The 21,953-nt window shown below is 48.0% G+C and carries 24 protein-coding genes and 3 tRNA genes; 20 read left to right on the forward strand and 7 right to left on the reverse strand.

The features are described from left to right. Positions 1–13: 13 nt before the first annotated feature. Positions 14–238, reverse strand: coding sequence for a DUF2594 family protein YecF (gene yecF, locus FEK50_RS10480; RefSeq protein WP_000106474.1), 225 nt, complete (start codon positions 236–238; stop codon positions 14–16). Beyond that, complete coding sequence (locus FEK50_RS24495) at positions 225–359, reverse strand: hypothetical protein (RefSeq protein WP_240731141.1); 135 nt, start codon at positions 357–359, stop codon at positions 225–227. The genes yecF and FEK50_RS24495 overlap by 14 nt, the downstream gene beginning before the upstream one ends. 338 nt (positions 360–697) lie before the next feature. On the opposite strand from FEK50_RS24495, the gene uvrY reads away from it, so the two are divergent. From uvrY to yecA, 7 genes are all read left to right on the forward strand, one after another. After that, on the forward strand, positions 698–1,354 hold the full coding sequence (gene uvrY, locus FEK50_RS10485) for a UvrY/SirA/GacA family response regulator transcription factor (RefSeq protein WP_064529316.1): 657 nt from the start codon (positions 698–700) through the stop codon (positions 1,352–1,354). Beyond that, positions 1,351–3,183, forward strand: coding sequence for an excinuclease ABC subunit UvrC (uvrC, locus tag FEK50_RS10490; protein WP_130208553.1), 1,833 nt, complete (start codon positions 1,351–1,353; stop codon positions 3,181–3,183). The genes uvrY and uvrC overlap by 4 nt, the downstream gene beginning before the upstream one ends. A gap of 56 nt (positions 3,184–3,239) precedes the next feature. Further along, entirely contained in the window at positions 3,240–3,788 is a 549-nt protein-coding gene (gene pgsA, locus FEK50_RS10495; protein WP_001160187.1) for a CDP-diacylglycerol--glycerol-3-phosphate 3-phosphatidyltransferase, read from the forward strand. Between the two features lie 151 nt (positions 3,789–3,939). Further along, positions 3,940–4,015, forward strand: a tRNA-Gly gene (locus FEK50_RS10500). A gap of 54 nt (positions 4,016–4,069) precedes the next feature. Continuing rightward, positions 4,070–4,143, forward strand: a tRNA-Cys gene (locus FEK50_RS10505). Between the two features lie 11 nt (positions 4,144–4,154). After that, a tRNA-Leu gene (locus FEK50_RS10510) sits at positions 4,155–4,241 on the forward strand. Between the two features lie 193 nt (positions 4,242–4,434). Beyond that, positions 4,435–5,100 (forward strand): UPF0149 family protein YecA, encoded by a 666-nt coding sequence (gene yecA / locus FEK50_RS10515; protein ID WP_130208551.1) that lies wholly within the window; start codon positions 4,435–4,437, stop codon positions 5,098–5,100. A 93-nt stretch (positions 5,101–5,193) separates the two neighbouring features. Here the strand turns inward: yecA and tyrP are convergent, their stop codons facing one another. After that, positions 5,194–6,405: a tyrosine transporter TyrP gene (gene tyrP, locus FEK50_RS10520; protein ID WP_130208549.1), complete on the reverse strand. Its 1,212-nt coding sequence runs from the start codon at positions 6,403–6,405 to the stop codon at positions 5,194–5,196. 189 nt (positions 6,406–6,594) lie between these two features. Between tyrP and FEK50_RS10525 the strand changes: the two genes are divergently transcribed. Next, complete coding sequence (locus FEK50_RS10525) at positions 6,595–6,834, forward strand: YecH family metal-binding protein (RefSeq protein WP_130208547.1); 240 nt, start codon at positions 6,595–6,597, stop codon at positions 6,832–6,834. 37 nt (positions 6,835–6,871) lie between these two features. On the opposite strand, the gene ftnA is transcribed toward FEK50_RS10525, so the two are convergent. Next, positions 6,872–7,369: a non-heme ferritin gene (ftnA, locus tag FEK50_RS10530; RefSeq protein WP_000917207.1), complete on the reverse strand. Its 498-nt coding sequence runs from the start codon at positions 7,367–7,369 to the stop codon at positions 6,872–6,874. Positions 7,370–7,547: 178 nt separating this feature from the next. Further along, a complete protein-coding gene (gene yecR, locus FEK50_RS10535; protein WP_130208545.1) occupies positions 7,548–7,871 on the reverse strand; it encodes a YecR family lipoprotein in 324 nt (107 codons plus the stop codon). 253 nt (positions 7,872–8,124) lie between these two features. Between yecR and azuC the strand changes: the two genes are divergently transcribed. Both azuC and yecJ read left to right on the forward strand, forming a co-directional pair. Beyond that, complete coding sequence (gene azuC / locus FEK50_RS10540; protein WP_010723106.1) at positions 8,125–8,211, forward strand: stress response protein AzuC; 87 nt, start codon at positions 8,125–8,127, stop codon at positions 8,209–8,211. A 115-nt stretch (positions 8,212–8,326) separates the two neighbouring features. After that, positions 8,327–8,578, forward strand: a complete 252-nt coding sequence (yecJ, locus tag FEK50_RS10545) for a DUF2766 family protein YecJ (RefSeq protein WP_064529310.1) — start codon at positions 8,327–8,329, stop codon at positions 8,576–8,578. Positions 8,579–8,660: 82 nt separating this feature from the next. Here the strand turns inward: yecJ and FEK50_RS10550 are convergent, their stop codons facing one another. Further along, positions 8,661–9,164, reverse strand: a complete 504-nt coding sequence (locus tag FEK50_RS10550) for a non-heme ferritin-like protein (RefSeq protein ID WP_130208543.1) — start codon at positions 9,162–9,164, stop codon at positions 8,661–8,663. Between the two features lie 791 nt (positions 9,165–9,955). Between FEK50_RS10550 and araF the strand changes: the two genes are divergently transcribed. The 5 genes from araF (at position 9,956) to otsA (ending at position 15,896) form a co-directional block, all read left to right on the forward strand. Then, positions 9,956–10,945 carry an arabinose ABC transporter substrate-binding protein AraF gene (araF, locus tag FEK50_RS10555; protein WP_130208541.1) on the forward strand — a complete coding sequence of 330 codons (990 nt, stop codon included), beginning with the start codon at positions 9,956–9,958 and terminating at the stop codon, positions 10,943–10,945. Positions 10,946–11,015: 70 nt separating this feature from the next. Then, complete coding sequence (araG, locus tag FEK50_RS10560) at positions 11,016–12,530, forward strand: arabinose ABC transporter ATP-binding protein AraG (RefSeq protein WP_130259923.1); 1,515 nt, start codon at positions 11,016–11,018, stop codon at positions 12,528–12,530. A 14-nt stretch (positions 12,531–12,544) separates the two neighbouring features. Further along, complete coding sequence (gene araH / locus FEK50_RS10565; RefSeq protein WP_131161113.1) at positions 12,545–13,531, forward strand: arabinose ABC transporter permease AraH; 987 nt, start codon at positions 12,545–12,547, stop codon at positions 13,529–13,531. Between the two features lie 162 nt (positions 13,532–13,693). Further along, positions 13,694–14,497 carry a trehalose-phosphatase gene (gene otsB, locus FEK50_RS10570; RefSeq protein ID WP_130218666.1) on the forward strand — a complete coding sequence of 268 codons (804 nt, stop codon included), beginning with the start codon at positions 13,694–13,696 and terminating at the stop codon, positions 14,495–14,497. Further along, complete coding sequence (gene otsA, locus FEK50_RS10575; RefSeq protein ID WP_130208533.1) at positions 14,472–15,896, forward strand: alpha,alpha-trehalose-phosphate synthase; 1,425 nt, start codon at positions 14,472–14,474, stop codon at positions 15,894–15,896. The genes otsB and otsA overlap by 26 nt, the downstream gene beginning before the upstream one ends. Before the next feature lie 6 nt (positions 15,897–15,902). Here otsA and uspC read toward each other — a convergent pair whose 3' ends face one another. Further along, the gene (gene uspC / locus FEK50_RS10580; protein ID WP_130208531.1) at positions 15,903–16,331 is read right to left on the reverse strand and encodes a universal stress protein UspC; all 429 of its coding nucleotides are present in this window, start codon (positions 16,329–16,331) and stop codon (positions 15,903–15,905) included. 780 nt (positions 16,332–17,111) lie between these two features. Here uspC and flhD point away from each other — a divergent pair. The 5 genes from flhD (at position 17,112) to cheA (ending at position 21,948) form a co-directional block, all read left to right on the forward strand. Beyond that, positions 17,112–17,462 carry a flagellar transcriptional regulator FlhD gene (gene flhD, locus FEK50_RS10585; RefSeq protein ID WP_130208529.1) on the forward strand — a complete coding sequence of 117 codons (351 nt, stop codon included), beginning with the start codon at positions 17,112–17,114 and terminating at the stop codon, positions 17,460–17,462. 2 nt (positions 17,463–17,464) lie between these two features. Beyond that, positions 17,465–18,043 (forward strand): flagellar transcriptional regulator FlhC, encoded by a 579-nt coding sequence (gene flhC / locus FEK50_RS10590; protein ID WP_064529301.1) that lies wholly within the window; start codon positions 17,465–17,467, stop codon positions 18,041–18,043. Positions 18,044–18,168: 125 nt separating this feature from the next. Beyond that, the gene (gene motA, locus FEK50_RS10595; RefSeq protein ID WP_131161114.1) at positions 18,169–19,056 is read left to right on the forward strand and encodes a flagellar motor stator protein MotA; all 888 of its coding nucleotides are present in this window, start codon (positions 18,169–18,171) and stop codon (positions 19,054–19,056) included. Then, a complete protein-coding gene (motB, locus tag FEK50_RS10600; protein WP_131161115.1) occupies positions 19,053–19,979 on the forward strand; it encodes a flagellar motor protein MotB in 927 nt (308 codons plus the stop codon). The genes motA and motB overlap by 4 nt, the downstream gene beginning before the upstream one ends. A gap of 4 nt (positions 19,980–19,983) precedes the next feature. Next, positions 19,984–21,948 carry a chemotaxis protein CheA gene (gene cheA, locus FEK50_RS10605; protein WP_131161116.1) on the forward strand — a complete coding sequence of 655 codons (1,965 nt, stop codon included), beginning with the start codon at positions 19,984–19,986 and terminating at the stop codon, positions 21,946–21,948. The last annotated feature ends 5 nt before the right edge of the window (positions 21,949–21,953 follow it).

Consider the following 21,953-nt stretch of genomic DNA (forward strand, 5'->3'; position numbering starts at 1 on the left):
AGCCGGTTTTATATTACTGGCGGTAGGCCTGTTTAATTTGCTTAACCGTTTTGGAAAATACCGCAGCCTGGGTTTCGTCTTCGATCAGCGCAAGCTGTTTTTCCATCTTTAACATCACGCGGCCCGCGTCAGCTTGTCCCATCGCCTGCAGCATCAGCGTCAGCATCGCTTTCAGGCAGGAGACTTCATTTGCCAGTTCTTGATTATTCTCGGCAGTAGAAAAATCAGGCGTACTCATTTATTTTCCTCGTCATGTTGCAATGAAAATTTGCAGTAAAAAATGTTAAGGCGGCGGAGTATACCATAAGCTTTGCTAAAAATAGCAGTGGTTGTTTTTTGGTCGCTGAATCATCATTGATATTAAATTAGTTAATATAGTGGTTAATAAATATTTATATCATGAATGTTTTTTGTGCGTATTTATTGAGTTAATTAATGTTACATATTCATGCTGATGATTTTTCATTTGTGCTGAATGAAGTCAATTTTTGTCACATTTCAGTCTAACAGATAGGTTACAACGCCCCGGAAGCTTTTTGGTGACGGACGTGATCATAACTGTGGACAATCGAATTATCAAAAATGAGAGAAAAATCGAATACCCACCATTTTTAACGTTTCAAAGTTGCAATAAAACCCGCTAATATACGGATGACTAACTATCAGTAGCGTTATCCCTATTTCTGGAGATATTCCTTTGATCAACGTTCTACTTGTTGATGACCACGAACTGGTGCGCGCAGGGATACGACGCATTCTGGAAGATATAAAGGGTATTAAAGTCGTTGGTGAGGCTTCCTGTGGTGAAGATGCCGTTAAGTGGTGCCGGGCAAATTCCGTCGACGTGGTGCTAATGGACATGAGTATGCCTGGCATTGGCGGCCTTGAGGCGACGCGTAAAATTGCCCGTTCAACCGCAGATGTCAAAATCATCATGCTTACGGTTCACACCGAAAACCCTTTACCAGCAAAAGTCATGCAGGCTGGCGCTGCGGGCTATCTAAGCAAAGGTGCGGCCCCGCAGGAGGTGGTGAGCGCGATTCGTTCTGTCTATTCTGGGCAGCGTTATATTGCTTCTGACATTGCGCAACAAATGGCGTTAAGCCAGATCGAACCAGAAAAAACAGAAAGCCCATTTGCCAGTTTGTCTGAACGCGAATTGCAGATTATGCTGATGATTACCAAAGGCCAGAAGGTCAATGAGATTTCAGAACAGCTTAATCTCAGTCCGAAAACGGTGAACAGCTATCGCTACCGTATGTTCAGTAAATTAAACATTCATGGCGATGTTGAGCTGACTCACCTGGCTATTCGCCATGGTTTGTGTAATGCGGAGACGTTAACAAGTCAGTGAGTGTTCAGTTTGACGCAAAAGCGTTTTTAAAAACCGTCACCAGCCAGCCGGGCGTATATCGCATGTATGATGCTGGTGGTACGGTTATTTATGTCGGTAAAGCGAAAGACCTGAAAAAACGGCTTTCAAGCTATTTCCGTAGCAATCTCGCTTCGCGCAAAACGGAAGCGTTGGTCGCCCAGATCCAGCAAATCGATGTCACGGTGACTCATACTGAAACCGAAGCATTATTGCTGGAACACAACTACATCAAACTCTATCAGCCGCGTTACAACGTTTTGTTACGCGATGATAAATCTTACCCCTTTATCTTCCTCAGTGGCGATACACATCCACGTCTGGCGATGCATCGCGGTGCGAAGCACGCCAAGGGAGAGTATTTCGGCCCGTTCCCGAATGGTTATGCGGTGCGTGAAACTCTGGCGTTGTTGCAAAAGATTTTCCCCATTCGCCAGTGCGAAAATAGCGTTTATCGCAATCGCTCGCGTCCATGTCTGCAATACCAGATAGGGCGCTGTCTTGGGCCGTGCGTGGCCGGGTTGGTTAGCGAAGAAGAGTATGCCCAGCAGGTTGAATATGTGCGCCTGTTTTTATCGGGTAAAGACGATCAGGTGCTTAAGCAACTGATTAGCCGCATGGAAACAGCCAGCCAGAATCTGGAGTTTGAAGAGGCGGCACGTATTCGCGACCAAATTCAGGCGGTGCGACGCGTCACCGAAAAACAATTTGTCTCTAATACGGGCGACGACCTTGATGTTATTGGCGTGGCGTTCGATGCTGGCATGGCATGTGTCCATGTTTTGTTTATTCGTCAGGGCAAAGTGCTCGGTAGCCGTAGCTATTTCCCGAAGGTGCCGGGCGGTACGGAACTGGGCGAAGTCGTGGAAACCTTTGTTGGTCAGTTCTATTTACAGGGCAGCCAGATGCGCACTCTCCCGGGTGAGATCCTGCTTGATTTTAATCTTAGCGATAAAACGCTGCTCGCCGATTCATTATCAGAACTGGCGGGGCGCAAGATAAACATTCAGACCAAACCGCGAGGCGACAGGGCGCGTTACCTGAAACTTGCGCGGACGAATGCAGCAACAGCGTTAACCACCAAACTTTCGCAGCAATCAACCGTTCATCAGCGACTGACAGCGCTTGCCAGCGTGTTGAAATTGCCGGAAGTGAAACGGATGGAATGTTTCGATATCAGCCATACGATGGGCGAACAAACCGTTGCCTCGTGCGTGGTGTTTGATGCTAATGGTCCACTGCGTGCGGAGTATCGGCGCTATAACATCAATGGCATTACGCCGGGCGATGATTATGCGGCGATGAATCAGGTGTTGCGTCGGCGTTATGGTAAAGCCATCGATGACAGTAAGATTCCGGACGTGATCCTGATTGATGGTGGCAAAGGACAACTTGCGCAGGCGAAAAATGTCTTCGCCGAGCTGGACGTCCCCTGGGATAAAAACCATCCGTTGTTACTTGGCGTTGCCAAAGGGGCCGACCGTAAGGCTGGGCTGGAAACATTGTTCTTCGAGCCTGAAGGAGAGGGCTTTAGCTTACCGCCAGATTCGCCTGCGTTGCACGTCATCCAGCATATTCGCGATGAATCACACGATCATGCGATTGGCGGACATCGCAAAAAACGGGCGAAGGTCAAAAATACCAGCACCCTGGAAACCATTGAAGGCGTCGGGCCAAAACGTCGACAAATGTTGTTGAAATATATGGGCGGTTTGCAAGGTTTACGTAACGCCAGCGTCGAAGAAATTGCAAAAGTGCCGGGTATTTCGCAAGGTCTGGCAGAAAAGATCTTCTGGTCGTTGAAACATTGATGTCTCTGTAGCAACATAGGGGTAATCTTACTGACAACAGATAGTTACCCGTCATTATGCAATTTAATATCCCTACGTTGCTCACACTGTTCCGTGTCATCCTTATCCCATTCTTTGTATTGGTTTTTTATCTACCTGTTACCTGGTCGCCGTTTGCTGCCGCGCTCATTTTCTGCGTCGCGGCGGTGACTGACTGGTTCGATGGTTTTCTGGCGCGTCGCTGGAACCAGAGTACCCGTTTTGGTGCCTTCCTTGATCCAGTAGCAGACAAAGTGCTTGTCGCCATCGCCATGGTGCTGGTAACCGAGCATTATCATAGCTGGTGGGTGACCTTACCGGCGGCAACGATGATCGCCCGTGAAATTATCATTTCTGCTCTGCGTGAATGGATGGCTGAACTCGGTAAACGTAGCAGTGTGGCCGTATCCTGGATTGGTAAAGTCAAAACGACTGCCCAGATGGTCGCGCTGGCCTGGTTGCTGTGGCGCCCGAATATTTGGGTTGAGTACGCCGGTATTGCCCTTTTCTTTGTGGCTGCGGTGCTGACACTCTGGTCAATGTTGCAATATTTGAGCGCTGCTCGCGCAGATTTGCTTGATCAGTGATCGTTTCGACGCAAATTTCAGCAAACGATCAAAAGTGATGAAAAATATCGTTGACTCAACGCGTCAGGTAAGTAGAATGCAACGCATCGAACGGCGGCACTGATTGCCAGACGATAATAAAATCAAGTGATTAGCTGATTGCTTGATGATTGCGGGAATAGCTCAGTTGGTAGAGCACGACCTTGCCAAGGTCGGGGTCGCGAGTTCGAGTCTCGTTTCCCGCTCCAGTTTAAACGACATCGGCATTAAGCGGGTGTCTGGCTGAAAAGCCTGAAGAATTCGGCGCGTTAACAAAGCGGTTATGTAGCGGATTGCAAATCCGTCTAGTCCGGTTCGACTCCGGAACGCGCCTCCAATTTTTCCCGAGCCCGGATGGTGGAATCGGTAGACACAAGGGATTTAAAATCCCTCGGCGTTCGCGCTGTGCGGGTTCAAGTCCCGCTCCGGGTACCATGGGAAAGATAAGAATAATCAAAGCAATAAGCAGTGTCGTGAAACCACCTTCGGGTGGTTTTTTTGTATGTGCAACTTGTCGTTACACCCTCTCTGATTTTTAATCTCCGGGTAATCCACTCGAAAAGTATCTCTATGCCAGACCGACATGTAAGATAGGCGCTGGCGAGTCGAGATCCACAAGGAAAAGCGTATGAAAACTGGACCGTTAAACGAAAGTGAGTTGGAATGGCTGGATGATATCTTGACCAAATACAACACAGACCACGCCATCCTTGATGTGGCAGAGCTGGACGGTTTGTTGACGGCGGTGTTGAGTTCTCCGCAAGAAATTGAACCAGAACAGTGGCTGGTTGCTGTGTGGGGGGGGGCGGATTATGTGCCGCGCTGGGCGTCAGAGAAAGAGATGACGCGCTTTATGAACCTGGCGTTTCAACATATGGCCGATACTGCAGAGCGCCTCAACGAGTTTCCTGAACAGTTTGAACCGTTATTTGGTCTACGAGAAGTTGACGGTAGCGAGCTGACGATTGTCGAAGAGTGGTGCTTTGGCTATATGCGTGGCGTTGCGCTTTCTGACTGGTCAGCATTGCCTGACTCATTAAAACCGGCGCTTGAAGCGATTGCGCTGCACGGTACTGAGGAAAACTTCGAGCGCGTAGAGAAGATGTCGCCAGAAGCGTTTGAAGAAAGCGTGGATGCCATTCGACTGGCGGCGCTTGATTTGCATGCTTACTGGATGACGCATCCTCAGGAAAAAGCTGTTCAGCAACCGATTAAAGCTGAAGAAAAACCTGGTCGTAACGACCCTTGCCCATGTGGTAGTGGCAAGAAATATAAGCAGTGCTGCCTGCATTAAGAGGCTATATTGGGTGTCAGAATTAACTCTGGCACCCATGTTTTAAGGATGCGGACAAAAATCTGGACTATGTCCATATACACGGCAAAGCATTTATCCCACTTCTGGCAACAATCCTGCCGCAATCAAAAATTGCACGCCAATCACGCCAATGCCACAGATAAACACTAACACCAGTGCGGGACGTCCACCTTTCACCCGATAGCTTGCTTGTGGATTATGCTTCCTGCTCTGCCAGGTCAGCAGTGAAGGAATTATCAACGCTAATACTGCCAGCGCTACGCCAGCATACCCGAGCGCCATTACAAAACCACGTGGATAAAACAGCGCAAACGCCAATGGCGGCAGAAAGGTAATTACACCGGTTTGCAGTCTTCCACCAACGGTATTGGAACGCTGAAACAAATCCGCCAGATAATCAAATAAGCCTAACGCTACGCCCAGGAAAGATGTGGCGAGGGCTAAATCAGCGAATAAATGCACCGCCAACTCGACATGCGGCGAGGCCACCACTTCGCGTAATGCCTGTAACAGCCCATTTAATCCAGCATGATTCGCCAGCAGTCCCATAAAGGTTGTTGAATCAATGCTGCCCAGTGTCGCCAGTTGCCAGAAAATATATGCCACCAGAGGGATCGCGCTACCGGTAATAAACACCCAGCGCAATTTACGAATGTTGCCATCCATATAGCTGACGATGCTCGGTACGCTACCGTGAAAACCAAACGAGGTAAAAATCACCGGAATTGCAGACAATGCCAGACCCTGTTGCAGTGGCAGCGTTAGCAGATTGATTTTATGAATATGTGGTAGCAGCAATACCAGCATTAGCACCAGGAAAATAATCTTGGCGCTGAACAGAAAACGGTTAAACAAATCGACCAGCGATGTCCCAACACAAACCACACCACCGGCAACAAAAGTAAACAACAGCACACCCGCAGTTGTGGTCATTGAAATACCAGTCCAGTCGCTGATGCTGGAGGCAAGCAATTCACCGGCACCGCTGATATATGCTGCGGTCAGGGCATACATTAAAAACATCATACTGAAGCCGGTCAGCCACTGACCGTAGCGGCCCAGATAGCGTTTTGCCAGTGTGCCTAAGCCGGTATCTGCAGGGACATGCTGATACACTTCCAGCAGTAACAGCGCGGTGTAACACATCAAGGCCCACAAGCCGATTAACAATGTCAGAGTGACGGTAAAACCGACGCCAGCCGCTGCCAGCGGCATTGCCAGCATACCTGCGCCAATTGTGGTTCCCGCCACGATAAAAACACTTCCCAGAGTTCTGTTTTTCACGCTTTCTTCTGTCCTGACGATCTTTATGAGTGATATCTGCGGCGCAGGTTAAGGTATTATCTATACTTCGTCAAATCGACGTTACATACAGTGTAAACAAAAATGTACGATAAATGCATTCAGAACTGAGCTGGCGCAAAGCCATAAAGCGCAGGGATCGTTACGCTATGCTTTTTTTGAGGAGGAACGATGGAATCTATTCACGGTCATGAAGTGTTAAATATGATGATTGAATCAGGTGAGCAATATACGCATGCCAGCCTGGAAGCGGCGATCAAAGCGCGTTTTGGTGATCAGACACGTTTTCATACTTGCTCGGCTGAAGGGATGACAGCGGGAGAGTTGGTGGCTTTTCTGGCGGAAAAAGGCAAATTTATTCCCTGCGAAGAAGGGTTCTCAACCGATAAAAGTAAGATTTGTCGTCACTGATCTGAAACGGCGGCAGAAAATCTGCCGCCAGAGAAGATTAGTTTTGTGCGTCGAGGGTAGAGAGTTCTTTATCGATGAAATAAAGTCCTTCGCCGCTTTTCCCCGCCAGGCTCAATTTATCAATAATAGATTTGAACAACTTCTCTTCTTCGTGTTGCTCAGACACATACCATTGCAGGAAATTGAACGTTGGGTAGTCCTGATTAGTCATGGCAGCGTGAGCGAGTTCGTTAATTTTTTGCGTAATTAATTGTTCGTGTTTATAGGTTTCCTGGAATAATTCATCAAGTGAAGAATATTCAGCAAACGGCGATTCAACGGTATTAATTCGCGGTAAATTTCCGGTATCGGTCAGGTAATCAAACAGACGCTGCATATGCGTCATCTCTTCCTGGGCGTGGCGACGCAGAAACGCGGCAGCACCTTCGAAGGTGTGATAGCTGCACCATGCGCTCATTTGCTGATAAAGCAGTGAAGAGTAGAGTTCCAGGTTCATCTGCTCATTAAGTTTTTCAATCATTTCTGGTTTCAGCATGATAGTGCTCCACAAAGGTTATATTTGTTGCTGTGGCGCCACTATAATTTGTTATTTTATTATTTGCAAAAGGTAAAATATTAAATTCAATTATTAAAAATGCGAATGTGAATAAAACGCATTAACGCTATTTGAGATGGTAATTAACCAGCGAAGCCTCCCTCGCTGATTAAAATCTTTATTGATAAGCCGAGGGGGTTAAGTATCGGCACTGATACGACAGTGTAAATTGCGTATTCAGACATAATGATCCTGCAAACAAACTACAGTTACTTACAGGTTGCCCAAACGCAAAGGCGCGGGTAAATCCAACCTGCTGACATGCGCGGTTCGCGATTCCCTGATCGAGATAGTTGTCAGTGCGGGCGTGTTGTAAAAAAGCCTGATTATAAACGAGGCGGACAATGCCACTCGTGGCGTCAACATCGCTCAGGTGAGCCTGACGAGTTACGGTACAGCCCGCTACTGTTAAAAGTGAAAAAACAATTATCAGATGTTTCATGTCACAGCCTGAAGAGGGAGAAGAAACAGGTATTGTACTTGTGGACACAGCCAGGTTATGGACAGAAAAGACGACGGATTAGCGCTATTCCTTGCTTTCTGCAGAACGCACATATCTTGTGGTTATCATTTACGTAACATTAAAGGGGTATTTATGTGATTTGCATCACATAAAGATTGATTTTTGTGATGGATGTCATATTATAAGCAGCAAGAACAATAACACCTGCATAACAAATAATCGGAGTGGCGCGATGAAACTGCGTAAGATCCTGAAAAGCATGTTCAATAATTATTGCAAGACGTTCAAAGACGTACCGCCAGGCAATATGTTCAGATAATAAAAAAACCTGCTCCGGCAGGTTTTTTTATACCCTGATGCGGACTGATGTGACTATCGTTGAGGAAGGGAAGCCGCTACTATAACGGCTTTCAAAATGCTATCAGGAGTTTAGGATGTCCCAGCCGCTGAATGCCGATCAGGAACTGGTTTCTGATGTTGTTGCTTGCCAGTTGGTGATCAAACAAATTCTCGACGTGCTCGATGTGATCGCGCCTGTTGAGGTTCGTGAAAAAATGTCCAGCCAGCTGAAGAATATTGATTTTACCCACCATCCGGCTGCTGCTGACCCAGTCACTATGCGTGCTATTCAAAAAGCCATCGCGTTGATTGAGCTAAAGTTTACCCCACAAAACGAATCCCATTAAAAAACCGCCGCCTCAGCGATGTGAGGCAGCGGTTTTCACCACTTTTTGTGTATTCGGCGCATCTTTTCATGCGCCGATTTTATTAATGTATCTGATGCGACACGACATTCAGAACATGCTGGTCGGTCTGGACAGGGCACATACCGGCCAGTTTCGCACTGCGCACTTCATCAAGAATGGTTTGCAGTAAGAGACCATCGTGCTGCTGTTCTTTTTCCAGATCGCGCAGAAAATCGACAGTAGAATCATCATTCAATTCTTTAGCTTCATTTGCTAATTGCGCCAGCGTGCTTGAACGCTGCTCATATTCTTCCAACGTTTTTTGGAAGAGTTCTTCCAGAGAGTTCAGTTTTTCGCCAGGTACATCAATGGCTTTAACGATGGGCGTCGCTCCGACGCTTTTCATGAAGTTAAACATGCGCATCATTTGAGTCACGTTACTTTGTGCCTGGGAGCGAAGAAAAGTCGCGGTGCCATTCAGACTTTGTTCAGAACACCAGTTGCTCAGGTGGAGGTAGAGATTGGATGCATAAAACTCGCGGTTCATTTGAGTGTTGAGTTTGAGAAGCATTCCAGTGGTTGCCATACCTAATATCCTTATATCCAGAAGACGAGAGGTGCAAGATAAATCAAAACACCGTAATTACTGTTTGCAGAATAATTCCTTTCTGCGGGTCCGAAATGTGATCCTGGAGTCAATTCTGACGATGATCTGAAATAAGCATAACGTCTGAAGCATTATAAGAAAATCCTTAAATCACCAAGTTTATATTTTTTTACATTTCATTGATTAGAGTTATTGATTTGCAATAACTCTCAATGTTGTGAATTTTTGGATGTTATTGATATTAAATGAATTTATCAATTTCATGATGCTGTTCTTATATTTTTAGGTATTTTTTCAGTTTTGCGATGATGCTCGCATTATGGATTTATCCTTCATTAATGAAGGTGGTGATAATTAACAGCGAAAGGAATTTTGTCTGGAATTTTTATTCTTCTTACATCATTCACCATTCAGCTGTAATGAGCAGCTTCTTGCCCGAGCAAATTAGATTAAAAAGAAGACACGCCAGAGCTATCAAATGATGCCACAAGGATTTCCAGGCTAATCTTATGGACTAATCTGCTAAGTCATTTCTCATTTGTCATACAATTGATGTCTTCCGTATGTCTTTTATTGCTAAATTCATGCACGTTCTCACTGTAATTCTGCGGTGTGATATTGCTCTCCTATGGAGAATTAATTTCTCGCTAAAACTATGCCAACACAGTCACTTATCTTTTCGCCAAAGGTAATGCTTTGTTTTCCGATTGAATTAACGAAAGTTCTTAGGTTTTGCCCTACACAAAATGATGCTAAAGCTGGAGATAACCATGCACAAATTTACTAAAGCTCTTGCAGCCATCGGTCTGGCTGCCGTTATGTCACAATCCGCTATGGCGGAAAATTTGAAACTCGGTTTCCTGGTGAAGCAACCAGAAGAACCGTGGTTTCAGACTGAATGGAAGTTTGCCGATAAAGCCGGGAAAGATTTAGGCTTTGAAGTTATTAAGATAGCCGTACCTGATGGCGAAAAAACACTGAACGCTATTGATAGCCTGGCAGCCAGTGGCGCGAAAGGTTTTGTTATCTGTACTCCGGACCCGAAACTAGGTGCAGCCATCGTGGCGAAAGCGCGTGGCTACGATATGAAAGTTATTGCCGTGGATGATCAGTTTGTTAATGCCAAAGGTAAGCCGGTTGATACCGTTCCATTGGTGATGATGGCGGCGACGAAAATTGGCGAACGTCAGGGCCAGGAACTGTATAAAGAGATGCAGAAACGTGGCTGGGATGTGAAAGAAAGCGCCGTAATGGCGATTACTGCCAACGAACTGGATACCGCCCGTCGTCGTACCACCGGTTCTATGGATGCGCTGAAAGCCGCCGGATTCCCGGAAAAACAAATTTATCAAGTTCCTACCAAATCTAACGACATTCCAGGGGCGTTTGACGCCGCTAACTCTATGCTGGTTCAGCATCCTGAAGTTAAACACTGGTTGATCGTCGGTATGAACGACAGCACCGTGCTGGGTGGCGTACGCGCGACGGAAGGTCAGGGCTTTAAAGCCGCAGATATTATCGGTATCGGTATTAACGGTGTGGATGCGGTGAGTGAACTGTCAAAGGCACAGGCTACGGGTTTCTATGGTTCACTGCTGCCAAGCCCGGACGTTCATGGCTATAAATCCAGCGAAATGCTTTACAACTGGGTAGCAAAAGACGTTGAACCGCCAAAATTCACCGAAGTTACCGACGTAGTGCTGATCACGCGTGACAACTTTAAAGAAGAACTGGAGAAAAAAGGTTTAGGCGGTAAGTAATCTGCCGGAAAAATTCCCCTCTGCGTTATGCAGAGGGGGTGTAAAACGACCAGTGATTCACGGAGACGTTATGCAACAGTCTACCCCGTATCTCTCATTTCGCGGCATTGGTAAAACCTTTCCAGGCGTCAAGGCGCTTACGGATATCAGTTTTGACTGTTATGCCGGTCAGGTTCATGCATTGATGGGTGAAAATGGCGCCGGAAAATCAACACTTTTAAAAATCCTTAGTGGAAACTATGCGCCAACCACGGGTTCTGTAGTGATTAATGGGCAGGAAATGTCCTTTTCCGATACAACCGCAGCACTGAATGCGGGTGTCGCGATTATTTACCAGGAACTGCATCTCGTGCCGGAAATGACCGTCGCGGAAAACATCTATCTCGGCCAGCTTCCTCATAAAGGCGGCATCGTGAATCGTTCACTGCTGAATTATGAAGCTGGGATACAGCTCAAACATCTGGGTATGGATATTGACCCGGATACGCCGCTGAAATATCTCTCCATTGGGCAATGGCAGATGGTTGAAATTGCCAAAGCTTTGGCACGTAACGCCAAAATTATCGCTTTTGATGAACCAACCAGCTCCTTATCCGCGCGTGAAATAGACAATCTGTTTCGCGTCATTCGTGAACTGCGAAAAGAGGGGCGGGTGATCTTATACGTTTCTCACCGTATGGAAGAAATTTTTGCGCTCAGCGATGCCATCACTGTTTTTAAAGATGGTCGTTACGTCAAAACCTTTACCGACATGCAGCAGGTAGATCATGACTCGCTGGTACAGGCAATGGTTGGTCGCGACATCGGCGATATCTACGGCTGGCAACCGCGCAACTACGGCGAGGAGCGCTTGCGTCTGGATGCGGTAAAGGCACCAGGCGTGCGTACGCCAATAAGCCTGGCTGTTCGCAGTGGCGAAATCGTCGGCCTGTTTGGTCTGGTGGGGGCAGGGCGCAGCGAATTAATGAAAGGCATGTTTGGCGGTACGCAAATTACCGCTGGGCAGGTTTATATCGACCAACAGCCGATCGATATCCGTAAACCGGGCCACGCCATTGCCGCTGGCATGATGCTCTGCCCGGAAGATCGCAAAGCGGAGGGCATTATTCCAGTGCATTCGGTGCGCGACAATATCAACATCAGCGCTCGTCGCAAACATGTGCACGGTGGTTGCGTGATCAACAACGGCTGGGAAGCCAATAATGCCGATCACCACATTCGTTCTCTCAACATCAAAACGCCAGGTGCAGAGCAATTGATCATGAATCTTTCCGGCGGTAATCAGCAAAAAGCCATTTTGGGGCGCTGGTTATCCGAAGAGATGAAAGTCATTTTGCTTGATGAACCTACGCGCGGCATCGATGTGGGGGCTAAACATGAAATTTATAACGTGATTTATGCGCTGGCCGCGCAGGGCGTGGCGGTACTGTTTGCCTCCAGTGACCTGCCCGAAGTCCTTGGTGTCGCCGACCGGATCGTAGTTATGCGGGAAGGTGAAATCGCCGGTGAATTGCTACACGAGCAGGCAGATGAGCGTCAGGCACTAAGCCTTGCTATGCCTAAAGTCAGCCAGGCAGTTGCCTGAGTAAGGAGAATAAGATGTCTTCTGTTTCTACATCGGGTTCTGGCGCGCCTAAGTCGTCATTCAGCCTCGGGCGTATCTGGGATCAGTACGGTATGCTGGTGGTGTTCGCAGTGCTTTTTATCACCTGTGCCATCTTCGTGCCGAACTTTGCCACCTTTATTAATATGAAAGGGCTGGGACTGGCAATCTCCATGTCGGGGATGGTGGCTTGCGGTATGTTGTTTTGCCTGGCCTCAGGTGACTTTGACCTTTCTGTCGCCTCGGTGATTGCCTGCGCAGGCGTAACCACTGCGGTGGTTATTAACCTGACCGAAAGTTTGTGGATTGGCGTGGCGGCAGGTTTACTGCTGGGCGTTCTGTGCGGCCTGGTGAATGGCTTTGTTATCGCTAAATTGAAAATCAACGCCCTGATTACCACGCTGGCGACGATGCAGATTGTCCGTGGTCTGGCGTATATTATCTCTGACGGTAAAGCGGTGGGCATCGAAGATGAAAGCTTCTTTGCACTCGGTTATGCCAACTGGTTCGGCCTGCCTGCGCCAATCTGGCTCACTGTGGCTTGCCTGGTCGTCTTTGGTTTGCTGTTGAACAAAACCACGTTTGGTCGTAATACATTGGCAATTGGCGGTAACGAAGAGGCGGCACGCCTCGCGGGTGTACCGGTAGTCCGTACCAAAATTATTATCTTCGTTCTCTCTGGTCTCGTATCGGCGATTGCCGGGATAATTCTGGCTTCTCGTATGACCAGCGGCCAGCCAATGACGTCTATTGGTTATGAGTTGATTGTTATCTCTGCCTGCGTTTTAGGTGGCGTTTCTCTGAAAGGCGGCATCGGAAAAATCTCATATGTAGTGGCGGGTATCTTAATTTTAGGCACCGTGGAAAACGCCATGAACCTGCTTAATATTTCTCCGTTCGCACAGTATGTTGTTCGTGGCTTAATCCTGCTGGCTGCGGTGATCTTCGACCGTTATAAGCAAAAAGCGAAACGCACTGTTTGATGCTTTATACGATAATTATTTAGTTCCAAAATCCTCCACAGCCAACCGCCACAACGGTTGGCTGTTCTTTTTGCCAATGGCGAGCCTCGTCACACTGTCTATACTTACATGTCTGTAAAGCGCGTTCTGCGCGAACAATAAAAAGATAAGGAGGAGTACCGGGTGACAGAACCGTTAACCGAACCCCCTGAACTATCCGCGAATTATGCCTGGTTTTTTGATCTCGATGGAACGCTGGCGGAAATCAAACCGCATCCCGATCAGGTCGTCGTACCTGAAAATATTCTGCAAGGACTCCAGCTGCTGGCAACCGCAAGTGATGGTGCATTGGCATTGATATCAGGGCGCTCAATGGTAGAGCTTGACGCACTGGCGAAACCTTATCGCTTCCCGTTAGCGGGTGTGCATGGGGCGGAGCGCCGTGACATCAATGGTAAAACGCATATTGTTCATTTGCCGGAAGCGATTGCCCGGGATATTAGCGTTCAACTGCATACGGCTATCGCCAGGCTTCCCGGTGTGGAGATTGAGGCTAAAGGGATGGCGTTTGCGCTGCATTATCGTCAGGCACCGCAGCATGAGGACGCCTTATTGACATTAGCGCAGCGCATTACCCAGATTTGGCCGCAAATGGCGTTACAACAGGGAAAGTGTGTCGTTGAAATAAAACCGAGAGGCACCAGCAAAGGGGACGCGATTGCCGCATTTATGCAGGAAGTTCCCTTTATTGGCCGCAAGCCTATTTTTTTAGGCGATGACTTAACCGATGAATCTGGCTTCTCGGTCGTTAACAGGCTGGGCGGAATGTCAGTGAAAATTGGCACAGGCGCAACTCAGGCATCATGGCGGCTGGCGGGCGTGCCGGATGTCTGGCGCTGGCTTGAAATGATAACCAACGCATTACAACAACTAAAAAGAGACAATAACAGGAGTGATGACTATGAGCCGTTTAGTCGTAGTATCTAACCGGATTGCACCACCAGACGAGCACGCCGCCAGTGCCGGTGGCCTTGCTGTCGGTATACTGGGGGCGCTGAAAGCCGCAGGTGGACTGTGGTTTGGCTGGAGTGGCGAAACAGGGAATGAGGATCAGCCGCTAAAAAAGGTGAAAAAAGGAAATATCACCTGGGCCTCTTTTAACCTCAGTGAAAAGGATCTCGACGAATACTACAACCAATTCTCCAATGCTGTTCTCTGGCCCGCATTTCATTATCGACTCGATCTGGTGCAATTTCAGCGTTCCGCCTGGGAAGGCTATTTACGCGTGAATGCATTGTTGGCAGATAAATTACTGCCGTTGCTGGAAGACGATGACATTATTTGGATCCACGATTATCACCTGTTGCCATTTGCGCATGAACTCCGCAAACGTGGCGTGAATAATCGCATTGGTTTCTTTCTGCATATTCCTTTCCCGACGCCGGAAATTTTCAACGCGCTGCCGACTTATAACACGTTGCTTGAACAGCTTTGTGATTATGATTTGCTGGGGTTTCAGACAGAAAACGATCGCCTGGCGTTTCTGGATTGTCTTTCCAACCTGACGCGCGTCACGACGCGTAGTTCGCGCAATCATACGGCCTGGGGCAAGGCATTTCGCACCGAAGTTTACCCTATTGGTATTGAACCGGATGAAATAGCCAAACAGGCTGCCGGACCGCTGCCGCCCAAACTGGCGCAATTAAAAGCGGAGCTGAAAAGCGTACAAAATATCTTTTCTGTCGAACGACTGGATTATTCCAAAGGTCTGCCTGAGCGTTTTCTCGCCTATGAAGCCTTGCTGGAAAAATATCCGCAACATCATGGCAAAATACGTTATACCCAGATAGCGCCAACCTCGCGTGGTGATGTGCAGGCGTATCAGGATATTCGTCATCAGCTGGAAAATGAAGCCGGGAGAATTAACGGAAAATATGGGCAATTAGGCTGGACACCGCTTTATTATCTGAACCAGCATTTCGACCGTAAATTACTGATGAAAATCTTCCGCTATTCCGATGTCGGATTAGTGACGCCGCTGCGTGACGGGATGAATCTGGTGGCGAAAGAATATGTCGCCGCCCAGGATCCTGCCAATCCCGGCGTACTGGTACTTTCACAATTTGCGGGGGCGGCGAATGAACTGACGTCAGCGTTAATCGTTAACCCATACGATCGTGATGAAGTCGCGGCGGCCTTGAATCGGGCATTGACTATGTCGCTGGCAGAACGTATTTCCCGTCATGCAGAAATGTTGGAAATTATCGTGAAAAACGATATTAACCACTGGCAGGAGTGCTTTATTAGCGACCTAAAGCTGATAGTTCCGCGCAGCGCGGAAAGCCAGCAGCGCGATAAAGTTGCGACCTTTCCAAAGCTGGCGTAATTGCGCTTAATCTCCCTTAAGCGGAACCAACAGCACATCAACCTCACTTGAGGCAATCACACTTTTCGCAGAGCAGGATGCTCGCGAAAAGAAACTGTGATTATGATTACCGCAAATCACCAAATCGAATTTATGTTTACGGCATACCGCCAGAATATGTTCGCTCAACTCTCCGTAAGCTATAAACTTTTCTTCAACGGGATATCCAGCATCCTGAATTAATTTGTCCAGAAAGTTTTGTGTTTCTTCATGCATCACACTGCGTAAATCCTCAAGCATCGGCGCGGCTAATTGATTGTACATTTCTGGATCGGAAGCGAGGGTGATTAAACTGATACGCCCATTAACGGGACGGGCGATAGATACCGCTTTTGCTAACAGTTGCTGGCTTTCCGGTGAGACAGCAACGGCAACAAGAATATTGGCGTAACTCATAACCTGCTCCTTATTCTATGAACTTCAGGTGAGATCACAGCTTTACCCTGAATGAGCTATAGATGCAATAACAACTTGGTCAAAAATGCAAATATTAGCATGATCATTAATAAAGATAATTAATCAATATCGTAGTGTTACTATGTAGTCATGCGGGTGATGATGAGGAAGTGGAGAAATTGATTTCTCTCACTAAACAAATGGTTAATATTAATAAAACATCTTGTTAACATTAATATTGTTGGCAGCCTTAATTTTTTTTAAATGGCATATTATTATTTAATTGGCTGTTTTTTTAATGATTTACAGAGATCATAGATATTTATCCCATATCCGGGAGATGGTTATTCACGGTGATTTATATTAACAGTGCGCAACATCTCAATTTTATCCCGCCACATCATTTTTGCTGGCAGATAAGCTGAAAAACTTTTTAACAGAATGAAATATACGCAAAACAAAAGTATGACTTATACATCAATGTTAAGTAATTGAGTGTTTTGTGTGATCCGTATCACACATTGTCGAAAATCGCAGCTCCGCTCCGTTGTATGTATGAGTGGTGACGAGTACAGTTGCGTCGAATTAGGAAAAATCTTAGATAAGTGTAAAAAGCATCACTCTGTGTAAGACGTGTTTCACCTCTTATGATGTCTGTGTGTTTTTTCGTTGATCGCTACTATTCCATTTTTATTTACTTTTTACCGGGATTTCCCGGCGACATCACGGGATGCGGTGATACCGCATAAAAAATAAAGTTAGTTATTCTGGGTGGGAATAATGCATACCTCCGAGTTGCTGAAACATATTTATGACATTAACTTGTCATATTTACTTCTTGCACAGCGTCTGATCGTTCAGGACAAAGCGTCCGCCATGTTTCGTCTCGGTATTAATGAAGAAATGGCTACAACGCTGGCGACGCTGACTCTTCCGCAAATGGTTAAACTGGCCGAAACCAATCAACTGATTTGTCAATTCCGCTTTGACAGCCACCAGACTATTAACCAACTGACGCAGGATTCCCGTGTTGACGATCTCCAGCAAATTCATACCGGCATTATGCTCTCCACGCGTTTATTGAATGATGTTAATCAGCCCGAAGAAGCACAACGTAAGAAAAGGGCCTGATCATGAGTGAAAAAAGCATTGTTCAGGAAGCCCGTGATATTCAACTCGCCATGGAGTTGATAACCCTGGGCGCTCGTTTGCAGATGCTGGAAAGTGAAACACAATTAAGTCGCGGACGCCTGATCAAGCTCTATAAAGAGCTGCGCGGAAGCCCGCCGCCGAAAGGGATGTTGCCGTTCTCTACCGACTGGTTTATGACCTGGGAACAAAATGTCCATGCGTCGATGTTCTGTAATGCATGGCAGTTTTTACTGAAAACCGGGTTATGTAATGGCGTCGATGCGGTAATCAAAGCCTATCGTTTATACCTTGAACAGTGCCCACAAGCCGAAAACGGACCACTGCTGGCGCTAACCCGTGCCTGGACTCTGGTGCGATTTGTCGAAAGCGATTTACTGCAACTTTCCAGCTGCAACTGCTGCGGCGGTAATTTTATCACTCATGCTCATCAACCTGTCGGCAGTTTTGCCTGCAGCTTATGTCAACCGCCATCGCGCGCCGTAAAAAGACGTAAACTTTCTCAGAACCCTGCCGATATTATCCCTCAACTGCTGGATGAACAGAGAATACAGGCTGTTTAACCCATACGGTGTGGCGAAACACTCCAGCAGCGGTAATTAATTGCCGCTGCTTATTTTTCTCCAGCCGTAAGGTAACGTCTGCCGACTGAACATCCTGTCATGGTCAACAGTGAAAGGATGATGTCGTGCTTATCTTATTAGGTTACCTGGTTGTTCTCGGTACAGTTTTCGGCGGTTATTTGATGACCGGTGGAAGCCTTGGAGCACTCTATCAACCCGCTGAACTGGTGATTATTGCCGGTGCAGGCATTGGGTCGTTTATCGTCGGCAATAATGGCAAAGCAATCAAAGGTACGCTTAAGGCGCTGCCATTGTTGTTTCGTCGCTCTAAATATACCAAAGCAATGTATATGGATTTGCTGGCGTTGCTTTACCGTCTGATGGCGAAATCGCGGCAAATGGGTATGTTCTCACTGGAACGCGATATTGAAAATCCACGAGAGAGCGAGATCTTCGCCAGTTATCCGCGCATCCTCGCGGATGCCGTTATGCTGGATTTTATCGTCGATTATCTGCGTCTGATTATCAGCGGCCACATGAATACCTTCGAAATTGAAGCCCTGATGGACGAAGAGATAGAAACGCACGAAAACGAGGCGGAAGTCCCGGCGAACAGCCTGGCGTTGGTCGGAGACTCTCTTCCTGCGTTTGGGATTGTTGCGGCCGTAATGGGAGTGGTGCACGCATTAGGATCAGCCGATCGTCCTGCTGCCGAATTGGGGGCGCTCATCGCACATGCGATGGTGGGGACTTTCCTCGGTATCTTATTGGCTTACGGATTTATTTCCCCGTTGGCGAGTGTTTTGCGCCAGAAAAGCGCCGAAACCAGCAAAATGATGCAGTGCGTCAAAGTCACACTGCTTTCTAATCTGAACGGTTACGCACCGCCTATCGCCGTTGAATTTGGTCGCAAAACGCTCTATTCCACTGAACGTCCGTCGTTTGTTGAACTGGAAGAGCATGTGCGCGCGGTGAAAAATCCGCAACAACAGACGACAACCGAGGAAGCATGAAGAATCAAGCGCATCCGATTATTGTCGTCAAACGACGCAAAGCGAAATCCCACGGCGCAGCACATGGTTCGTGGAAGATTGCTTATGCTGACTTTATGACCGCGATGATGGCTTTTTTTCTGGTGATGTGGCTTATCTCCATCTCCAGCCCAAAAGAGCTGATTCAGATTGCGGAATACTTCCGTACGCCGCTGGCGACAGCGGTAACGGGCGGCGATCGAATTTCTAATAGCGAAAGCCCAATTCCCGGCGGCGGTGATGATTTCACCCAAAGCCAGGGGGAAGTGAATAAGCAGCCGAACATTGAAGAACTTAAAAAACGCATGGAGCAAAGTCGGCTGCGGAAATTGCGTGGCGATCTCGACCAGCTTATTGAATCAGACCCGAAACTACGGGCGATGCGTCCACATCTCAAAATCGATCTGGTACAGGAAGGTTTACGTATCCAGATAATTGATAGCCAGAATCGCCCGATGTTTAAAACCGGTAGTGCTGATGTCGAGCCCTATATGCGCGACATTCTGCGCGCCATTGCGCCGGTGCTGAACGGTATTCCTAACCGTATCAGCCTTTCCGGTCATACCGATGATTTCCCTTACGCCAATGGTGAGAAAGGTTACAGCAACTGGGAGCTTTCCACTGAACGCGCCAATGCGTCGCGCCGTGAGCTAATGGTGGGAAGTCTGGCTGATGGCAAAATTTTACGCGTTGTCGGCATGGCGGCGACCATGCGCTTAAGCGATCGCGGCCCGGATGATGCCGTTAATCGTCGAATCAGTTTGTTGGTACTGAATAAACAAGCCGAACAGGCCATTTTGCATGAAAACGCCGAAAGCCAGAATGAGCCGGTAAGCGTCCTGGAAAAACCTGGGGTAACACCGCAGGTCAGTGTTTCCACAATGCCATCAGCCGAATCGAGGTGACAGCGTGAGCATGGATATAAGCGATTTTTACCAGACATTTTTTGATGAAGCGGACGAACTGTTGGCCGATATGGAGCAACATCTGCTGAATTTACAGCCAGAAGCGCCAGATGCCGAACAATTGAATGCCATCTTTCGTGCGGCCCACTCCATCAAAGGAGGGGCGGGAACCTTTGGCTTTAGCGTATTGCAGGAAACCACGCATCTGATGGAAAACCTGCTCGACGAAGCCAGACGCGGTGAAATGCTGCTTAACACCGACATTATCAATCTGTTTTTGGAAACGAAGGACATCATGCAGGAACAGCTCGACGCTTATAAACAGTCGCAAGAGCCGGATGCCGCCAGCTTTGACTATATCTGCCAGGCCTTACGTCAACTGGCAATAGAAGCGAAAGGCGAATCGACACCCGCCATGGCCCGGTTAAGTGTGGTTGCCAAAAGTGAACCGCAAGATGAACAGGGTAACAGTGAGTCGCCGCGACGAATTCTACTTTCGCGTCTGAAGGCGGGAGAAGTCGATCTACTGGAAGAAGAGCTGGGGCATCTGACAACGTTAACTGATGTGGTGAAGGGGGCGGATTCTCTTTCGGCAATATTACCGGGCGACATCGCCGAAGATGACATCAAAGCGGTGCTCTGTTTTGTGATTGAGGCCGATCAGATTACCTTCGAAAAAGTAGAGTCCGCGCCCAAAATATCCCCGCCACCGGTACTTAAACTGGCAGCCGAACAAGCACCAGCAGGGCGAGTGGAACGGGAAAAAACGTCGCGCGGCAGCGAATCTAGCAGCATCCGCGTGGCGGTTGAAAAGGTTGATCAGCTGATTAACCTCGTTGGCGAACTGGTGATTACTCAGTCGATGCTGGCCCAGCGCTCCAGTGAACTGGACCCGGTGAATCATGGGGATTTGATTACCAGCATGGGGCAGTTACAACGTAACGCCCGCGATTTGCAGGAATCAGTGATGTCGATTCGCATGATGCCAATGGAATATGTCTTTAGCCGCTATCCCCGGCTGGTGCGCGACCTGGCGGGTAAACTTGGCAAACAGGTGGAACTGACGCTGGTGGGCAGTTCCACCGAACTCGACAAGAGTCTGATAGAACGCATTATCGATCCTCTGACCCACCTGGTACGCAATAGCCTCGACCACGGTATTGAACTGCCAGAAAAACGACTTGCTACGGGCAAAGATAGCGTTGGAAATTTAATCCTGTCTGCTGAACACCAGGGTGGCAACATCTGCATCGAAGTGACCGACGATGGCGCGGGGCTTAATCGAGAGCGGATTCTGGCAAAAGCCGCCTCGCAAGGTCTGAGCGTTAGCGACAACATGACTGACGACGAAGTGGCGATGTTGATATTCGCCCCTGGTTTTTCCACGGCGGAGCAGGTCACCGATGTCTCCGGGCGCGGCGTCGGCATGGATGTCGTCAAACGTAATATCCAGGAGATGGGGGGCCACGTTGAAATCCAGTCGAAGCAGGGCGTTGGCACCACAATCCGCATTTTACTGCCGCTAACGCTGGCGATCCTCGATGGCATGTCCGTACGCGTTGCTGACGAAGTTTTCATTCTGCCGCTTAACGCCGTCATGGAATCACTACAACCTCGCGAAGCCGATCTCCATCCACTGGCAGGCGGCGAGCGAGTACTGGAAGTGCGTGGTGAATATCTGCCCATCGTCGAACTGTGGAAAGTGTTCAACGTCACAGGCGCGAAAACCGAAGCTACAGAGGGGATTGTTGTCATTCTGCAAAGTGGCGGTCGCCGCTACGCCTTGCTGGTGGATCAGTTAATTGGTCAACATCAGGTGGTGGTTAAAAACCTTGAAAGTAACTATCGCAAAGTCCCTGGCATTTCCGCTGCAACCATTCTTGGCGACGGCAGCGTGGCACTGATTGTTGATGTCTCCGCCTTGCAGGCGATAAACCGCGAACAACGTATGGCGAATACCGCCGCCTGATTGAG

Origin of the sequence: Escherichia sp. E2586 (assembly GCF_005781105.1) — a bacterium.
Classification (GTDB): Bacteria; Pseudomonadota; Gammaproteobacteria; order Enterobacterales; family Enterobacteriaceae; genus Escherichia.

Bases quoted from the DNA above. Each gene is read 5' to 3' on its own strand.
- yecF (WP_000106474.1), bottom strand. From the start codon at position 238: ATGAGTACGCCTGATTTTTCTACTGCCGAGAATAATCAAGAACTGGCA.
- pgsA (WP_001160187.1), top strand. From the start codon at position 3,240: ATGCAATTTAATATCCCTACGTTGCTCACACTGTTCCGTGTCATCCTT.
- yecA (WP_130208551.1), top strand. From the start codon at position 4,435: ATGAAAACTGGACCGTTAAACGAAAGTGAGTTGGAATGGCTGGATGAT.
- FEK50_RS10525 (WP_130208547.1), top strand. From the start codon at position 6,595: ATGGAATCTATTCACGGTCATGAAGTGTTAAATATGATGATTGAATCA.
- ftnA (WP_000917207.1), bottom strand. From the start codon at position 7,369: ATGCTGAAACCAGAAATGATTGAAAAACTTAATGAGCAGATGAACCTG.
- yecR (WP_130208545.1), bottom strand. From the start codon at position 7,871: ATGAAACATCTGATAATTGTTTTTTCACTTTTAACAGTAGCGGGCTGT.
- azuC (WP_010723106.1), top strand. From the start codon at position 8,125: ATGAAACTGCGTAAGATCCTGAAAAGCATGTTCAATAATTATTGCAAG.
- yecJ (WP_064529310.1), top strand. From the start codon at position 8,327: ATGTCCCAGCCGCTGAATGCCGATCAGGAACTGGTTTCTGATGTTGTT.
- FEK50_RS10550 (WP_130208543.1), bottom strand. From the start codon at position 9,164: ATGGCAACCACTGGAATGCTTCTCAAACTCAACACTCAAATGAACCGC.
- araF (WP_130208541.1), top strand. From the start codon at position 9,956: ATGCACAAATTTACTAAAGCTCTTGCAGCCATCGGTCTGGCTGCCGTT.
- araG (WP_130259923.1), top strand. From the start codon at position 11,016: ATGCAACAGTCTACCCCGTATCTCTCATTTCGCGGCATTGGTAAAACC.
- araH (WP_131161113.1), top strand. From the start codon at position 12,545: ATGTCTTCTGTTTCTACATCGGGTTCTGGCGCGCCTAAGTCGTCATTC.
- otsA (WP_130208533.1), top strand. From the start codon at position 14,472: ATGAGCCGTTTAGTCGTAGTATCTAACCGGATTGCACCACCAGACGAG.
- uspC (WP_130208531.1), bottom strand. From the start codon at position 16,331: ATGAGTTACGCCAATATTCTTGTTGCCGTTGCTGTCTCACCGGAAAGC.
- flhD (WP_130208529.1), top strand. From the start codon at position 17,112: ATGCATACCTCCGAGTTGCTGAAACATATTTATGACATTAACTTGTCA.
- flhC (WP_064529301.1), top strand. From the start codon at position 17,465: ATGAGTGAAAAAAGCATTGTTCAGGAAGCCCGTGATATTCAACTCGCC.
- motB (WP_131161115.1), top strand. From the start codon at position 19,053: ATGAAGAATCAAGCGCATCCGATTATTGTCGTCAAACGACGCAAAGCG.